At 69.6% G+C, this 15,962-nt stretch carries 16 protein-coding genes and 1 tRNA gene; 7 read left to right on the top strand and 10 right to left on the bottom strand.

All coding sequences use genetic code 11. The annotated features are described in order from the left end of the window. Nucleotides 1-101: 101 nt before the first annotated feature. Both K6T36_RS08660 and K6T36_RS08655 read right to left on the bottom strand, forming a co-directional pair. Nucleotides 102-175 (bottom strand) — tRNA-Gln (locus K6T36_RS08660). Nucleotides 176-272: 97 nt separating this feature from the next. Next, the gene (locus K6T36_RS08655; RefSeq protein ID WP_222920938.1) at nt 273-1,166 is read right to left on the bottom strand and encodes a homing endonuclease associated repeat-containing protein; all 894 of its coding nucleotides are present in this window, start codon (nt 1,164-1,166) and stop codon (nt 273-275) included. Between the two features lie 734 nt (nt 1,167-1,900). Between K6T36_RS08655 and K6T36_RS08650 the strand changes: the two genes are divergently transcribed. The 3 genes from K6T36_RS08650 to K6T36_RS08640 are packed head-to-tail and all read left to right on the top strand — an operon-like array spanning nt 1,901 to nt 4,678. Then, nucleotides 1,901-2,962: an ABC transporter ATP-binding protein gene (locus K6T36_RS08650; protein WP_222920937.1), complete on the top strand. Its 1,062-nt coding sequence runs from the start codon at nt 1,901-1,903 to the stop codon at nt 2,960-2,962. Further along, on the top strand, nt 2,955-3,740 hold the full coding sequence (locus K6T36_RS08645; RefSeq protein ID WP_222920936.1) for an ABC transporter permease subunit: 786 nt from the start codon (nt 2,955-2,957) through the stop codon (nt 3,738-3,740). The genes K6T36_RS08650 and K6T36_RS08645 overlap by 8 nt, the downstream gene beginning before the upstream one ends. Further along, on the top strand, nt 3,737-4,678 hold the full coding sequence (locus K6T36_RS08640; protein ID WP_222920935.1) for an ABC transporter permease: 942 nt from the start codon (nt 3,737-3,739) through the stop codon (nt 4,676-4,678). The genes K6T36_RS08645 and K6T36_RS08640 overlap by 4 nt, the downstream gene beginning before the upstream one ends. Nucleotides 4,679-4,739: 61 nt before the next feature. Here K6T36_RS08640 and K6T36_RS08635 read toward each other — a convergent pair whose 3' ends face one another. The 6 genes from K6T36_RS08635 to K6T36_RS08610 all read right to left on the bottom strand — a co-directional run bounded on the left by K6T36_RS08635 (nt 4,740) and on the right by K6T36_RS08610 (nt 9,630). Then, nucleotides 4,740-5,156, bottom strand: a complete 417-nt coding sequence (locus K6T36_RS08635; RefSeq protein ID WP_222920934.1) for a DUF8059 family membrane protein — start codon at nt 5,154-5,156, stop codon at nt 4,740-4,742. 127 nt (nt 5,157-5,283) lie between these two features. Next, on the bottom strand, nt 5,284-5,691 hold the full coding sequence (locus K6T36_RS08630) for a DoxX family protein (RefSeq protein ID WP_222920933.1): 408 nt from the start codon (nt 5,689-5,691) through the stop codon (nt 5,284-5,286). 45 nt (nt 5,692-5,736) lie between these two features. Beyond that, nucleotides 5,737-6,384 (bottom strand): TetR/AcrR family transcriptional regulator, encoded by a 648-nt coding sequence (locus K6T36_RS08625; RefSeq protein ID WP_222920932.1) that lies wholly within the window; start codon nt 6,382-6,384, stop codon nt 5,737-5,739. A 128-nt stretch (nt 6,385-6,512) separates the two neighbouring features. Then, entirely contained in the window at nt 6,513-7,694 is a 1,182-nt protein-coding gene (locus K6T36_RS08620) for an ABC transporter permease (RefSeq protein ID WP_222920931.1), read from the bottom strand. Next, nucleotides 7,691-8,437, bottom strand: a complete 747-nt coding sequence (locus K6T36_RS08615) for an ABC transporter ATP-binding protein (protein ID WP_222920930.1) — start codon at nt 8,435-8,437, stop codon at nt 7,691-7,693. The genes K6T36_RS08620 and K6T36_RS08615 overlap by 4 nt, the downstream gene beginning before the upstream one ends. Then, the gene (locus tag K6T36_RS08610; RefSeq protein ID WP_222920929.1) at nt 8,437-9,630 is read right to left on the bottom strand and encodes a COG1361 family protein; all 1,194 of its coding nucleotides are present in this window, start codon (nt 9,628-9,630) and stop codon (nt 8,437-8,439) included. Before K6T36_RS08610 ends, K6T36_RS08615 begins: the two co-directional genes overlap by 1 nt. A gap of 229 nt (nt 9,631-9,859) precedes the next feature. Here K6T36_RS08610 and K6T36_RS08605 point away from each other — a divergent pair, with 229 nt between their 5' ends. From K6T36_RS08605 to K6T36_RS08590, 4 genes are all read left to right on the top strand, one after another. Further along, nucleotides 9,860-10,444 (top strand): IMP cyclohydrolase, encoded by a 585-nt coding sequence (locus K6T36_RS08605; protein WP_222920928.1) that lies wholly within the window; start codon nt 9,860-9,862, stop codon nt 10,442-10,444. A 283-nt stretch (nt 10,445-10,727) separates the two neighbouring features. Continuing rightward, a complete protein-coding gene (locus K6T36_RS08600; protein ID WP_222920927.1) occupies nt 10,728-11,762 on the top strand; it encodes a DUF7504 family protein in 1,035 nt (344 codons plus the stop codon). Nucleotides 11,763-11,864: 102 nt separating this feature from the next. Continuing rightward, complete coding sequence (locus tag K6T36_RS08595; protein WP_222920926.1) at nt 11,865-12,557, top strand: metallophosphoesterase family protein; 693 nt, start codon at nt 11,865-11,867, stop codon at nt 12,555-12,557. 152 nt (nt 12,558-12,709) lie between these two features. Further along, nucleotides 12,710-14,059 (top strand): NINE protein, encoded by a 1,350-nt coding sequence (locus K6T36_RS08590; protein WP_222920925.1) that lies wholly within the window; start codon nt 12,710-12,712, stop codon nt 14,057-14,059. Nucleotides 14,060-14,165: 106 nt separating this feature from the next. Here the strand turns inward: K6T36_RS08590 and K6T36_RS08585 are convergent, their stop codons facing one another. After that, entirely contained in the window at nt 14,166-15,389 is a 1,224-nt protein-coding gene (locus K6T36_RS08585; RefSeq protein ID WP_222920924.1) for an MFS transporter, read from the bottom strand. 114 nt (nt 15,390-15,503) lie between these two features. Then, complete coding sequence (locus K6T36_RS08580) at nt 15,504-15,944, bottom strand: DUF2391 domain-containing protein (RefSeq protein ID WP_222920923.1); 441 nt, start codon at nt 15,942-15,944, stop codon at nt 15,504-15,506. Nucleotides 15,945-15,962: the final 18 nt, after the last annotated feature.

Genomic DNA, 15,962 nt, shown 5'->3' with positions numbered 1-15,962 from the left:
GATGGGACGGGGACGGCAACCGGAACGAGACCCCTCTGTTTCGTGTGGAAATCGCCACACACCGGTTCCTGTTCGTTCTACGGGAAACGTGTGAAGAGAAGTAGTCCATCCTGGATTCGAACCAGGGTCGTTGCCCCCAGAAGGCAACAGGATTGGCCGGCTACCCCAATGGACTGACATGTTCGCCGACGCTTCTTCGCCGACTACAGTCAATCGTAACCCATCGGAAGGTATGAGTGTTGCGAAACGGCGGAGCCGGGTTCCCGTTACCGTCAGGACTCGAGAGATGACGAATGTTCCTTTCGATGGCAGTTCACACAGAGCACCTCGCACTTTTTCACTTCTCGGAGGACGTCATTCGTGGACGCGCTAGCTCCGATTAGATCGGCGACGGTCGCGGTTTTGTCGTCGTCGGTATGGTGGAACTGGAGCCGGACGGGATCAGGGAGATCGCATTCACGACACCCAACCTCCCGCTGGTAGGCGTATGTCCACAGCCGGAGTCGGTCGGCTTTCTCCAATCCGAACGCTCCCGGCTGGAGTAACTTCCTGCGATCCGAGCGGGACAGTTCGACTCCGTCCCCGAGCAGGTCATTCGGGATTCTCTCGGTCCACGTGTGTCGATCGCTGTGTTCGAGCGTGTGGCAGTTGGCACAGAGGAGGTCGCATTTGTCTACCTCCGCGCGGATCCTGTCTCTCGACCAGCCGAACGGGACCGTCTTGTTCACGTCCAGGTCTTTTTCGGCCGCATTCCGGTGGTGGAAGTCGAGGCACTGGGGGTCGGATTCGCCACATTCTCGACATCCGCCCCTGTTCCGCTTTACCTCCCGGAGCCACTCCCGGAGCTTCTGTCGCCGGTCGAGTGACCGCTGGGTGTTCCACGCTCTGTTCCGGTAATGCCACCGCTGGTCCTGACTCAGTTCCTCCCAGACCATTCCCTCGGGAAGCTCCACGTCGTCCGGCATCGAGAGCGTTCGCGAGCCGGTCGAGGTGTTCGTCTCCAAGCCAGCTTCCGCTTTCGCTGCGTTCCATCCCCCGCAGTGTCGAAGGATGGTCGACGCTGACGGCGTGAAACCGAGTGCTTCGTACTGCGCTTTCGAGGGTGGCTCACCCAATTCATCTGCCGCCCGTTGCAACGCGTCAAGACAGTCGTCTTTCGTGGTCATATCGAACCGTGCTGGGCCCGTCTTCGTATGTGAAGACTCGCCCCACACCCGTCAGGGGTGATAGACAGCCCACGCGACGGTTCACACTCGGATATCGCCGGATGGACGCAGAAGCGAGCGGTAGCGCGTCGCTCGGGGGGCACTGACCGGTTCACGATCGGTGATCGCCGCCGGGAGGAACGTCGACGATCGGGGAATGAATCACTGTATCGAGTAGCTGGAGTCGTTCAGCCAACAGGGATCGGTGTGGGCGAGAGGGACACCCGAGTCCGCGGGATCTCAGGGGGATCGCGAACGGACGCACGGAGAACACGGTCGATTCACACTCGGGTGAAACCGCAAGCCTGGGAGGGTGTGTAACCGATCTGTCGGCCGAGTTCTCCCCCAACGCGAGCGCGTAGCCGCGAGTGACATCCCGCGCGATCACACCGCTCTCGGCTATACTCCGCGTCTCACGAATCCGCAAGGTTCCCACTCAGTCCGTGTTCTTCACCCGCCACTCATCGACATCGACGTTTCTTCCGGGAGCATTCTCCATCTGTGAACCGTCTACAAGGACAGCTCAGCACCAGAGGTCGTCGTTCGGAAGGTATCAGCGGCCACAGCCACTGTGAGAACCTTGCAAACGGGAGGCCGACAGCCGCGGCAGTGACGGCCCGGGAAGATCCACGTCGCCGGCGTTCCGGGTAGCGGCGGTATACTGATACCTCGCCGTGGTCCAAGTGTACGGAGAGATGCCGCCACTCGAACTCGACGGGTTGACGAAGTACTACGGGGACGTCCGCGGCGTCGAGGACCTCTCCTTTACCGTCGAGTCCGGCGAGGTGTTCGGCTTTCTCGGCCCCAACGGCGCGGGGAAGACGACCACCATCAGGACGCTCATGGGCTTTCAGTCGCCGACCGCCGGCACCGCGCGTGTGCTCGGCGCCGACATCACCGACGCCGGCGCGCTCAGACGGGCGCGCGCGAACGTCGGCTTCCTCCCGAGCGAGCCGTCGTTCGACGACCGCGTCACCGGCCGGCGGATCCTCGAGTACCACGCCGGGCTCCGCGGCGACGTTCGCAGCGACGAGCTGCTGGAGCTGTTCGACCCGCCGCTCGACCGCGACGTGGGGGAGTACTCGCGCGGGAACCGGCAGATGCTCGCGATCGTGATCGCGTTCATGCACGACCCCGAGCTCGTGATCATGGACGAGCCGACCACCGGGCTCGACCCGCTGAAACAGGAGCAGTTCCACCGGTTCGTCCGCGACGAGCGCGACCGCGGGAAGACGCTGTTCTTCTCCTCGCACATGTTGAGCGAGGTCCGGAAGGTGTGCGACCGCGTCGGGATCGTTCGCGACGGACGCCTGGCGGCCCTGGAGGACGTCGAGGCGCTGCTCGAACGCAGCGGGAAGACCGTCCGCGTCCACGCCGCGAGCCCGCTCGCGCCCGAGGACGTGACGCTGGCGGACGCACACGACATCGAGGTGACCGAGGCCGCCGCGGAGGCCGACGACGGCGCCTCGACGGTGTCGTTCACCTACACCGGCGCGTACGACCCGCTGCTCGACTGGCTCGGCCGGTTCGACCTGCGCGACCTGACCATCGAGGAGGCGCCGCTGGAGGCCGTGTTCATGCGCTTTTACGACGACGGCCCGGACGACGGCGCGACGGTCCGCGGACCGACCGGGGCCGGAGCCGGTGAATCCGACGACGACCGCGAGCGCGACGACCACGGTGACGGTCCGGACCGCGACGACCACGGCGACGAGCCCGAGCACGGGGAACGCCCCGCGGAGTCCACCGATGCTTGAGGTCGCCCGCTACGAGGCCGAACGGCGGGTCGTCGGGTCGGTGGTCGTCTCGGTGTCGCTCGCGGCCTTCGGCGGGATGATGCTGCTCGTCGCGCCCGGACTGCTCGAACAGGTCGACCTGACGGCGTACGCCGAGCAGCTGCCGCCGTCGCTCGTCGAGTCGTTCGGGTTGGAGCAGATCGGGACGCTCGCGGGGTTCATGGCGGCGGAGCTGTACGTGTTCGGCTGGGTGTTCGGCCTCGGGACGTACGTCGCGTACCTGGCGGCCGGGAGCCTCGCGGGTCGGATCGACGACGGCACCGTCGAGCTTGTGCTCGCGGCGCCGATCTCGCGATCCCGGCTGCTCGCGGAGACGTACGCCGCGAGCCTCCTCCCGGTGGCGCTCGCGAACGTCGTCGTCGCCGGCGTCGTCTACGGTGGGTCGGTGCTGATCGACGACCCGCTGCCGCTGGCGGACGTGGTCGCCGTCCACGCGCTGTCGGTGCCGTACCTCCTGTGTTGTGCCGCGATCGGGACGCTGTGTTCGGTGCTCGCCCCGAACCGTCGGGTGGCGGAGGGCGCCGGCGCGGGCGCGATCGCGGCGACGTACGTCGTGAGCGTCGCCGTGACCGGCTCCGATATCGACTGGCTGGGGGCGGTCGCGCCCGCGCGCTACTACGACCCGGTCGCGGTGCTCACCGCCGGCGAGTACGACCTGGGCGGGGCCGCGGTGCTGCTGGGCGCGACCGCCCTCCTGCTCGCGGCGGCGGCCTTCCGGTTCCGGGAGGTGGACGTGTGACCGACGCCGAGTCGACGCGGTCGGGCCGGGACGGTCGCGGCGGCCGTGACGGCCGCAATCGTGGCGACAGCCGCAGCGGCCGCGACAGCCGCGACTCGGCCGGGTCGCGGGTGGTCGCGGGCACGGCGAACCCGGCGGGTCAGGCGAAAGCGACGCTCACGGTCGCCCGCTACGAGGCCGAGCGACTGGTCGTGCCGGGGATCGTCGCCGCCGTCGCGCTGTCGCTGTTCGGCTCGTTGTACGTCTGGATCGGACCGCAGGTCACCGCCGGCGTCGACATCGAGGCGATGACCGAGGCGCTGCCGCCGGCGATGCGCGCGCTGTTCGGGTTGGAGTCGCTCGGGAGCGTCGCCGGGCTGCTCGCCTCCGAGTTCTACACGCTGGGGTGGATCGTCGGCCTCGCGGCGTACGTCGCGTACGTCGCGGCCGGGCGCGTCGCCGGCGGCGTCGCCACCGGCAGGCTGGACGCGACGCTGTCTGCGCCGGCGCCGCGCGCGAGCGTGCTCGGCGGGGTCCTCCTCGCGTTGCTGGTCCCGATCCTCGTCGTGAACGTCGTCGTCCCGCTGGCGCTGTACGGTGTCTCGGTCGCCGTCGGGGAGCCGCTCTCGCCGGTCGACCTGTTCGCGCTGCACGCGCTGTCCGTGCCGTACTTGCTCGCGTGGGGCGCCGTCGGCCTGTTCCTCGGCGTCGCCGTCGACGGCGGCCGCACCGCGGGGCGGGTCGCCCTCGGCGCCGTCTTCGCCACGTGGATCGTCGAGGCGATCGTCACCGGCAGCGACTACGAGTGGGTGGGCGCGTTCGCGCCGGCGCGGTACCTCGACCCGACCGGGGTGCTCGTCCGCGGGGAGTACGCGCTCGATTCCGTCGCGGTGCTTGCGGGCGTGACGGCGCTGTTCGCGCTCGCGGCGGTCGCGCTGTTCGGCCGACGCGACGTGTAGCAACCGCCCGGGCGTACCAGGTGCCAGGTGAGAACGGCCGCCTGGAAAGGGAGAACGCGACTCAGTCGTCCGCCGGGGCGACGCCTGCGCGCCCGCCGCCGCCCGTCTCCTCCGTCGTCACCGTCTTGTACAGCATGATGAGCATCGAGGCGATGAGCGCGCCGCCCCAGAGGAACCCGGTCGGCATGAGGAACGTGAGGCCGAACCCCTCGCCGAGCCAGACGATCCCCGGGATCCCCCACTGCCCGGCGATGAACAGCCCGGTGACAGCGGTTCTGAGCTGCCCGACCACGCCCAGCGCGGGCACCGCGAACCCCATCACGATCGCGAGGATCGACAACACCCCGAGGTGGGCGTGGCCGCCGATCATCCACGGCGGAACCGCCGACCCGCCCGACAGGATAACGAACTGATGTAGTCCGACCGCCATCATCACCGCCAATCCGAGGAATCCGGACGCCTTGAGTGCCTTTGTCATCGTCACCGGTGAGTGACTGAGAAACATCTTAGTCGTTATTGATTTTTATTCGATACGTGATTCGGAATCAACGGACGGCGGTCGAGACGGCCGTCGAGGTGGTTGCCGGTCGGTTCGCCGAGCAGCGTTACGACCGATACGCCTCGCGCAGGAACGCCAAGGCGGCGCCGAACATCGCGAGGTTGCCGAAGAAGGCGAGGCGCTCGCCGCCGGCGTCGCCCTCCTCGTTCCAGAAGTCGTGCATCGTCGGCGTCACCACCGCGAGGAAGGTGACGACCGCGCCGGTCGCGATGCGGGGGAGCCGCCAAAACGCGAGGCCGAGCCCGCCGACGAGCATCATCCCCGACGCGAACGGCGCGGCGAGTTCGGGCATCGGCACGCCCGCGGACTCGGCGTACTCGATCGAGTCGTCGATGTCGCGGAAGTCCTCCGAGGCCTGTAACGCGAGTCCGAGCCCGAACAGCACGCGTCCGAGCCGGGAAAGCGAGCGGCCGTCGTCGCGATCGGTACGGGCGGGTCGTTCGTCGTCTCCCATACACGGTGACACTTCGGGCGGCGTGAAAAGGCTGTGCTCGTCGAGTTACTCCCCGTCGCCGTCGGCGTCGACGGCGTAGTAGTCGACGTAGCCGTGAAGCTGCGCCCTGACGGGGGTGACCACGTCGTAGTCGGCGGTGTGGCGCTGGAGCATCGCCCCGGAGAGCGCCGACAGCAGCCACGTCGCCGTCGGCTCCGGGTCGACCACGTCGTCGACGACGCCCGCCTCGACGCCGTCGGCGAGCGCGGTCGCGAGTCGCTCGCGGAGGTGCCGGTCGATGCGCGTGAACTCCTCGCGGAACCGGGGCTCGGCCACCGCCTGCGCCCGGAGGTCGATCATCGCCCGCTGCGCCTCGGCCATCTCCTCGTCCAGCTCCGCACCGAGGTAGATGTCGACGAACGAGCGGACCCGGTCGACCGGCGAGTCGGCCTCGCGCTCGGCCTCGTCGAGCATCGCGAGGAAGTGGTCGCCGGCGAACCGAAGGAACCCCGCGAGGAGGTCGTCCTTGGAGTCGTAGTGGTAGTACAACAGCGACTTGCTCTTCTCGAACTCCGCGGCGATGTGCGAGACGCTCAACTCGGCGTAGCCGTGCTCACACAACGCGCGGTAGGTCGCTTGCATGATCAGGGTGTTCACGTCCGGCGCTCCCTCGCCGTCTGGCGCGTCGACGCCCCCGTTCGAACCGTCACTCATCCCTCGCCTCCCCTCGCGGACGCGCGGTAATGAACCCCCCGAAGCCGGCGGAGCCGGCGGGGGGCGGGACGCGGCCGGACCGCACCGCGCCCGCGACGACGCCGGACCGCACCGCCGGCCGACCGTGGTCACCCACGCAGGGCCTCCACGGGCCGCTCGCGGGCGGCCGTCCACGCGGGGTAGATCCCCGCGAGGAGACTCGCGATCACGCCGAACACCATCCCGGCGGCGACGTACCCCAGCGATCCGGGCGGGAAGGCGAACGGATCACCGAGCAAGGCGTCGTTGATCACCGCGACGACCCCGAGCGTGACCGCGCCGCCCAGCAGCGACCCGACGACGCCGAGCAGGGTCGCCTCCGCGAGCATGATCCGGACGATGTCGAGCTTCTGGTAGCCGACCGCGCGCAACACGCCGATCTCCTCGCTGCGCTCGATCGCCGACATGAGCATCACGTTGGCGATGGAGACGCCCGCGACGACCAGCGAGATGGCGCCGATGCCGACGAGAAAGAGGTTGATCAGCCGGAACGCCTCGTCGATCTGCTCGGCGACGTCGCCGCGCTCGAAGACGGAGACCAGCTGGCGACGGCCGTTGAACGTCCGCTTGATCTGCATCGCCGTCTCGTTGGCCGCCGTCGCGTCCTCGGCGCGGACGATCACCTGCGCGAATGCGTCGTCGTCGAACTCGTCGGGGGGGAGCACGAACGCCTCGTTGGGGTTGGCGATGTCCGCCTGCCCGCCCTGCGCGAGCACGGCCGTCACGCGGTACTCCTCAGTCCGGCGCACGGTTTCCCCGTCCTCGGTGACCGTGCGCCGGAGCGTCACCTTCGAGCCGGGGCGCAGGTCGTAGCGGTCGGCGAGCGTCGACCCGACGAGCACGCCGTTGCGCCAGTTCGGCGGGATCGACCCCTCGCGCACCTCGTACAGCGTCGACGGCTCGTCGACGCCGTATACGGTCGCGCTCCCGGCGGTCGAGCCGCCCTCGATCACGTCGGCGTTCCCCTGTTTCAGGGGGACGATCTCGGCCTGGCCGCTGACGCGGTCGATCCGGCCCACGTCGGCGGCGGTGAGGTAGCCGTTCTCGTTGTCCTCGCCCGCGAACACCTGGAGGTCGGCGCCGATGGAGCCGAGCGTCTCGAACTGCGACTCCTGGAAGGCGACGCCGCCGGCGCCGATGGCGCCGATGGCGACGACGCCGATGAGGATCACCGCGACCGCCAGCGCCGAGCGCGTCTTCGCGCGCGCCACGTTCCGCCGCGCCATGAGGAACGCCGGGAACGCCCCCCACAGCCGGTCGAGGAGGTTCATCCGGTGACCGCCTCCTCGTCCTCGCGGACGGTGCCGTCGATGAGGTTGACGACGCGGTCGGCGGACTGCGCGACGTAATCGTCGTGGGTGACGGTGACGACGGCGACGCCCTCGTCGGTGATCGCGTCGAACTCAGCGAGGATCTGGTCGCCCGTGTCGCGGTCGAGGTTCCCGGTCGGCTCGTCGGCCAGCAGGAGCCGCGGGTCGTTCACGAGCGCGCGGGCGATGGCGACGCGCTGTTTCTGCCCGCCCGACAGCTCGTCGGGGTAGTGTTCGAGGCGGTCGCCGAGCCCCACTCGTTCGAGGAGGTCGGTGGCGGCCTCGCGCGTCCGCGTCGGGGTGCGATCGAGCAGCCGCGGCACCTCGACGTTCTCGACGGCCGTCAGCGTCGGGATGAGGTGGAAGCTCTGGAAGACGAAGCCGATGGTCTCCTTGCGCCGTCGGGTGCGCTCGGCGTCGCCGAACGTCTCCACGTCGACGCCGTCCAGCTCGACGAGCCCGCTCGTCGGCACGTCGAGCAGGCCGAGCATGTTCAGGAGGGTGGACTTCCCCGACCCAGACGGGCCGACGATGGCGACGAACTCGCCGGGGTCGACCCGGAAGTCGATGCCGCGCAGCGCGCGCACCGTCTCGCCGCCGGTGACGTACTCCTTCACCACGTCGTGGCCCGCGATGACCGGACGGCTTGATTCCCCGTCGGGATCCGCGTCGTCGCGTCCCGGTTGGCCGTCTGGTCCCGCCATCAGCGGCGGAGCACGAGCGCGCCACCGAGCACGACCACGAGCGCGGCGAGGGCGGCCGGGAGCAGCGGGAGCCCCCCGAGCGGGCCGGTCTGTGGTCGGGGCGTCGGGGTCGCGAGCGCGGACTGGCTCACGCGCACGTCGGTCGTGTACGAGCGACGGACGTCGTCGACGACGTACTCGACGCGGACGGGCACCGTGGTCCGATCCCCGGTCAGCTCGGCGTTGAGATCGAAGGAGGCGAAGTCGCTCCCCTCCACGCCGCCGACGAAGTAGTCGGGCTGCGGGTCGGCCCCCTGAACCCCGTCGCCGTCGACGACGTTGACGATGACGCTCTCCACGTCGGTGCTGCCGACGTTGGCCGCGGTGCCGGCGACCTGGAGCACGCCGTCCGGGCCGCGGGTCACGCTCACGCCCGTGAGGCGGATCTCGCCGGGGTTCTGCGGCTCGGTGAAGTCGGCGTCGAACGTCCGCGTGACGGTTCGACGGTCGCCGTCGAGCGTGTACGCGAGCGTCACCTCGACCGGGAACTGGCCGGCCTCGGTCGCCTTCACCGGGAAGGTGAACCCGGCGGTGTCGCCGCCGGCCAGCGTCGCTCGGACGCGGCTGCTCGTCCGGAACGTCAGCGCGTCCGCGGGCGAGTCGACCCGCACGTCGATCTGGCTGACGGACTCGTTGAGCCCGTTGGCGACGGTGACGTTCGCCGTCCGCTCGGCGCCGACGACGGCCTCGCTCACGTCGAGTTCGAGCTGCGGGTTCGGGCGGTCGACGTCGACGGTCACCGGCTGGACGATGTGCTTGCGCTCGGCCCGGGGACCGAGCAGCGTCGCGTGGACGTAGACGGTCTGCTCGCCGGAGTCCTCGAGCGTGACCGAGAAGTCGTACGTCCGTTCGGTGTCGGGTCCGAGCGAGTCGGAGACGTCGAGGACGGCCAGCTCCTCGTCGTCCTCGTCGTAGTTGCGGTCCGGTACCTCCGCGACCGACAGATCGGTGATGCGGTACGCGTCGTCGCTGTCGTCGTCGTTCGCCAGCGTCGTCGTGACGGTGAACGCCTCGTCGGGGACCGGGTCCTCGGTGGACACGTCGGAGGTCATCGTGACGAAGGCGTCGGCGGCGGCGGGCGCGGCGACGCCCGCGACCCCGGCGACGACGAGAAGCAGACAACCGGCGACGACGGATACTGAAGGGGTTCGCACGGGTTTCGATCGGTGCACGTCGCCCGACCCGATAAACGTTCTGAACGTTCGTTCAGTTCGGAGGGGTCGCGGGCGGAGACGGGACGTTCACAGGAGGGGACGAGAAGTTCCCGAGTGGAGCCGGGAAGCCCCGGACGAAGGCGAGGGGTCCCCTTCGCGCTGCCGCGGGTACCCCCTCACACGTGTATAGATCACCACCTACTTATCGGCTCGTGGTGCACAGTCGTGTATGTACATCGGACGATTCGTCGTCGTCGGTCCGAAGGTCGGCGCGTACCGCGTCTCCTCGCGGTCGTTCCCGAACCGGAAGGTGACCCGGCGGGGCGAGGACACGCTCACGGTGGTGCCGACGGCCGACGCCGAGGAGACGGACAACCCGTACGTCTCGTACAACTGCGCGCGGGCGGCAGGCGAGGGAGCCGTGATCGGCAACGGCTCGCACGTCGACCCGGTCGCCGAGAAGTACGACCGGGGGTACCCCGCCCGCGACGCGCTCGTCGAGGCGTTGCACGCGCTGGACTACGAGAAGGACGACTACGACACCCCGCGCGTCGCCGGGATCGTCGAGGAGGACGCCGGCTACGTCGGGATCGTCCGCCGCGACGCGCTGCTGGTTCGCGAGGTCGACGAGCCGCATCTCGTGGCGACGTACGAGGAGGACGAACCCCGGGCGTTCGAGTTCGAGCCGCGGACCGCGGTGGCGGCCGCGCGGACTGCGTACGGGCTCGACTACGAGCACGCGGTGTGTGCGGCGGGCGTTCACGTCGGCGACGGAGGGAGTTCCTTCGCCGTGCAGAACACGAGCGAGGAGTGAGTTGAACGAAGTGAAACGAACTCCTCGGAAGAACGGCGGAGCGGTCCCGTGCCGCTCCGCCCACGAAACCGGCGAGGACGAGTGAGGCGAGGCACGAACGAAGTGAGTGTCTCGTAGCGAACGGGGAACGAAGTGACCCGTGAGCGAGCGACAGCGAGCGAACACACCTCGGAAGAACGGTGAGGAAACCGGACGAACAGTTCGAGACGTCACGTCTACTCGGACATCAGCGGATGTGTTCTTCGGAGTACATTTATCAAATAGTGTGTTGTACTCTTTTCCCATGACTGAAATTAACGGCTCAGTCGCCGAATCGATCGGTGACGCCTCGACCGTGTTGCTCGTCGCCCCGGCGGACTCGTGTACGGACGAGACGGCGTGCACGGAATTGCTCACGCGACACAGTCCGCCGCACCCGAACGTCGTCTGTGTGACGCTGAACAAGGGGCCGGACGACAGGCTCGACGTGTGGCACCGGTACGTGGGGGAGGAACTGCCGGACCGGGCCGCGATCGTCGACGCCCGGGCCGAGGGGGGCGGGGACGGCGCGGTCGCCGTCTCGTCGCTTCCGTCGATCAAGCTCGAAACGCTCCCCGAGGACGCCGATCTGTTGGATCTCGCCGTCACCATCGCCGCACAGGTCGGCGCGTGGAGCGACACCGGCGACCGGACGCAGTTGTGTCTGGACTCGTTGAACGTCCTGGTGGGCCGGTACGCCGCCCAGGACGTCGTCGATCTCGTACGGGGACTGAACACCCTGTGTGCGGATCTGGACGTGTCCGGGCACCACCACGTGAACCCGGACGACTGTCCGGAATCGATGCTCGCGATGCTCCGGCCGCTGTACGACGCGGTCGTCGAACGCGACGGGGACGGGTGGACCGTCTCGACGGCCGATTCGGCCGCCGGTCCGTCGTTCCGGCGGACCGTCGACGGCCGATCGGGAGGCTCGTCCCGTGGATCCGATCCCCCGGACGTCGTTCCGCTGTCGTACTCGTTCGACACGGTGCTGGAGTTGGTCAACAACCCGATCCGGCGGATCGTGCTGTACGAACTGAAACGTCGGTCCGACGACGAGGTCCCGTTCGACGAGTTGGTCGACGCGGTCGACAAGCGAACGGGCTCGGTCCAGGCGGGGAAGCCGGATAGCACCGACCGGCTCGCGCTTCAGCTCGGTCACACGCACCTTCCGAAACTGCAGGAGCGGAACGTGGTCCGGTTCGATCGGGACACGGAGACGATCTCATACCGGTCGAACCCCGCGCTGGAGGCGCACCTCGACTGTCTGGAGACGCTCGAACTGGGGCCCGAGCCCTGACGCGGCGGAACGCGCGCCCGATCCTGTGCGAACGCGTGACCCCGTTCGCGGGCGGGTGAGCCACCCGCCGGAACTACTACGCCCGAGTCCGTATTCGAGGACGTGCGACTCGGGCTCCTCTCGGACGTCCACGGCAACCGGATCGCGCTGGAGGCGGTGCTCGACGACATGCCGCCCGTCGACGGGCTCGTCTGTGCGGGCGACGTGGTCGGGTACAACCCCTGGCCCGCCGAGTGCGTCGCGGCGGTACGCGAGCGGGCCATCCCCACGGTACAGGGGAACCACGACCGGGCGGTCGCCGCCGGGTCGGCGCCGGGGTTCAACGCCATGGCTCGCGCTGGGGTCGCTCACGCGCGAGAGGAACTCGACGACGAGGCGCTCGCGTGGCTCGCCGACCTGCCCGAGCGACGGACGGTCGCGGACGGCCGCGTCGCCGTCGCCCACGGTCACCCCGACGATCCGGATCACTACACTCGGCCGGGAGAGTTCGCAGGCGGCCTGATCGACAGCGCCGCCGACCGCCTCGGCGTCGAGGAGGGCGACCTCGACGCGCTCGTCCTCGGGCACACCCACGTGCAGCATCACGGCGTGTTCCCCGAGGGCGTGGTCGTGAACCCCGGGAGCGTCGGCCAGCCGCGCGACGGCGACCCCCGGGCAGCCTACGCGGTCCTCGACCTCGACGACCGGACGGTCGAGGAGCGCCGCGTCGAGTACGACGTCGACGCCGTCGCGTCGGCGGTCGCGGACGTCGGGCTTCCCGAGCGGATCGGGAGCCGCCTCGCCGAGGGACGGTGAGCGGTCGGTCCTGGACTCGCCGAGAGGCCGAGGAGCGGTGAGCGATCGACCGTCGACCTGCCGGGGACGGCGACTGGTCATCCGTGTCAGCTCGTCGCGGGGGCCGTTCGTGTCGGGGAATTAAGACCGTCCGACGGGATCGGCAACCACGAATGGACTGGATGGATCAGAACCTCCCCGACGACCTCGCGATCGCCGTCGTCAACGAGACGGGATCGCGGACGACGGCGAACGTGGGCTGTCGGGCGGGCGGGGACGTCCTGTTCGTCGATCGGGTGACGCTCGAACCCGGAGGGCGGCGCGAGTGGGCGGAGTCGGTCGCAGGCCCCGTCGAGATCGGCGTCCAGGTCAGGGGCGGCCCGGAGGCGACCGAGCGGTTCGATCCGACCGACGGGTCCGGCCGCGTGTCGGCGGCTATCGCCGCGGGTTCGATCTCGTTTTCGACCGCCGGCGGTCGGGGCGCGTCGGGCGGCGCCGGCACCGCCGGAACCGGCGGCGGCGTCGACTCGTTCGCGGCCGCCGAGACGAGCGGCGGAGACTTCGGCGACGACCGCGACGACGGCTGGGGGTTCGGCGACGACGGAACCGATGCCGGCGACTCGTGGGGGTTCGACGAGGCGACGACCGGGGGGCGTTCGGGCGGGGAGGACGATAGCGTCGCCGGGTCCGGCGACACCGACGGCGCAGACACGTCCACGTCGACACCGGGGTCGGGAGCGGGGTCGGGAGCCGCCACCGACAGCGGGTGGGGCTTCGGCGACGACGAAACCGACGAGGGCGACGAGTCGGACACTGGCGGCGACACCGCCGAACCGGGGGCGACTGCGGACGCCGATGCCGGCCCGTCGGGGACGGCCGACGCCGCGACTGGGACCGACGGCGAACGCGGAGGCTCCCGACGGGAGTCCGCCGCCGACGCGGATACGGCCGCGAGCCGGCGTACCGGCACCCGAGGGTCCGAAACCGGCGAGCGTCAACCCGACAGGGAGCCGTCCGAAGCCGACCCGGAACGGGGATCCGGCGACCGCGAGGTCGACAGCGGCGGATCGTCCGGCTCCGCGGACGCGACGGCGGACTCCGGAGGGGCCGAACCTGCCCGGAATGACGGAGAGAACCGGACCGCCGACGCGACCGCAGCGGGCGCCAGCGGTCGGGCCGACGATACCGACGGAGGGTCGAGTCCGACCGCCGGCGCCGGAGAGATGTACTGCTCCAGTTGCGGCTCCGTGATCAAGGAGCAGGCGGAGCTCTGCCCCGAGTGTGGGGTTCGCCAGTCGGACACGTCGGCGTCCACGTCCGGATCGAAGGACAAGACCAGCGCGGCGCTGCTCGCCATCTTCCTCGGGTTCATCGGTGCTCACCACTTCTACCTCGGGAACACCGGTCGCGGGATCCTCTACCTGCTGCTGTCGTGGACGCTCATCCCCGGAACGATCGCCCTGATCGAGGCGGTTATCTACCTCACGAAGTCCGAGGAGGAGTTCCAACGGAAGTACGGCTGATGACGGCGTTCGCTGCAGGTGGCGCGGTGTCAGTGTCCCACAGCGATCGATCTCCCGTGGACCCGATCCGAAGCGCGCGGAGCGGCCACCCCGGAACCGCGCCGACTCACGACGCCGCCGCGTCGGGCGACACGGTTCTGACCGGGCGCACGCCGATCCAGAGGAGTCCGGCCGCCAGCGAGACGACGACGCCGGTCGCGGAGAGGAACGTCAGCGGGCCGACCGTCTCCGCGATCCGTCCGCCGAGCACGTTCGCGGTGCCCGAGATCAGCGTGAGCACCATCGAGACGCCCGACAGCACCGTCGCCCGTCCCACGTCCTCCACCCGGTCGTTGATGTACTCGGTGCGAACCGGTCGGGTGATCCGCTGGAGTCCGCGTCGGAGGAACAGCGCCGGGACGAGCAGCGCCGGAACGACGGCGAAGGCCCCGTAGGCGACCGCGACGACGGGGACGAGGAGGAACAGCACCCCGCGGGTTCCGAGCCGGTCGTGGACGGCGCCGGTCAGGCTCGACGCGACCGCCGAGACGAGCTTGAATCCGGCGTACAGCGCGCCCAGCCCCGCGACCGGGACGCCGACCGACCGCATCGCCGGCTGCTCGAACACGCGGGTCACCGAGAACACGAGGTTGAACAGCGCCGCGTACGCGACGACCCAGCGGATCGACGGTCGCGACAGCTGCTCTCGAAGGACGCCTGCGGCCTCGCGGACCCCGATCGGCGACGGGTCCGCGTCAGCGTCGTCGGGCTCGTTGGGGCGCTCCATCCGGTCGGCATCGACCCCTCGCGTCCGCGGGAGCGTGAACAACACCGGCAGCCCGAGGGCTGCCAGCCCCGCGTTCGCGAGGAACGGGAACGTCGGATCGACGGTGTACAGGAGGCTGGCCGACAGCGCCGCGGCGGCCGAGACCAGCCGGAGCGCCGAATCGGCCCGGCCGGTAACGCGGGAGAACTCGTCCTCGCCGCCGCGGGTCGCGAGCAGTTCGTACAGCCACGCGTCGGCGGTCCCGGTCTTGAGCGTCCACGCGACCGCCCACAGCCCGTAGACGACGGCGAACCCGAGCGTCGAGTTCGCGAGCGCGAACCCCGCCATCACGGCGACGGTGACGACGCTCCCGAGCGCGAGCGACGCCCGACGGCCCAGTCGGTCGCCCAGGTAGCCGGTCGGCAGCTCCCAGACGACCATCGAGAACAGGAACGTCCCCTGCACGAGGCCGATCTCGGGGAGCCCGAGCCCCCTCGACTCCATGTAGATGACCGAGACGGGGATGTAGAAGCCCGACGACAGCGACGCGCGGTAGAGGTAGTACCGGCGGACCAGCGAGACCATATCGGAACTACTCGAAGCGCCGAAAAAGGCGTTCTCGGAAGCTGACTTACGTAGTTCCGATTACTGAAACCGGCTTCAGCGGCCGTCGAAGGGAGGACGCGGAGTCGGTGCGACTCAGAACACGGAGTCGGCCGTCGCCGCGCCGATCACCGAGAAGACGGAGCCGACGCTCATCGCCTTCAGCGTGATGTACACCTGCTCGCGCATCGGCACGGGCGGGTCGACGTGGTTCGGGATGAGCGTCGCGGGCGCGTCGAACGACAGCGCGAGGATCCCGACCGAGAGATACGAGACGGCGATGAGCGAGAGGAACCGCAGCGGCACCCCGCCGACCTCCGCCTCGCGGTCGGGGTCGCGGTCGTCGTCGGCCTTGTACAGCGCCCCGTAGCCGACCGCGAGGACGATGCCGACGGTCACGGCCGCCTGATACCACGACATCCCGACGGCGAGCCCCCACACCTCGTCGGTGACGACGAACGGCCCCGCGAGCAGGAACCCGCCGACGATCTGTTGGGCGGTGTCCGCGAGGGCGAACCGCCGGCTGCGTCCGACCATGTCCGCCCCGTCGCGGCC

Source organism: Halobaculum roseum (genome assembly GCF_019880245.1).
Lineage (GTDB): Archaea > Halobacteriota > Halobacteria > Halobacteriales > Haloferacaceae > Halobaculum > Halobaculum roseum.
The sequence above is the reverse complement of the archived record's forward strand: the minus strand, read 5'-3'. Positions and strand labels throughout refer to the sequence as shown.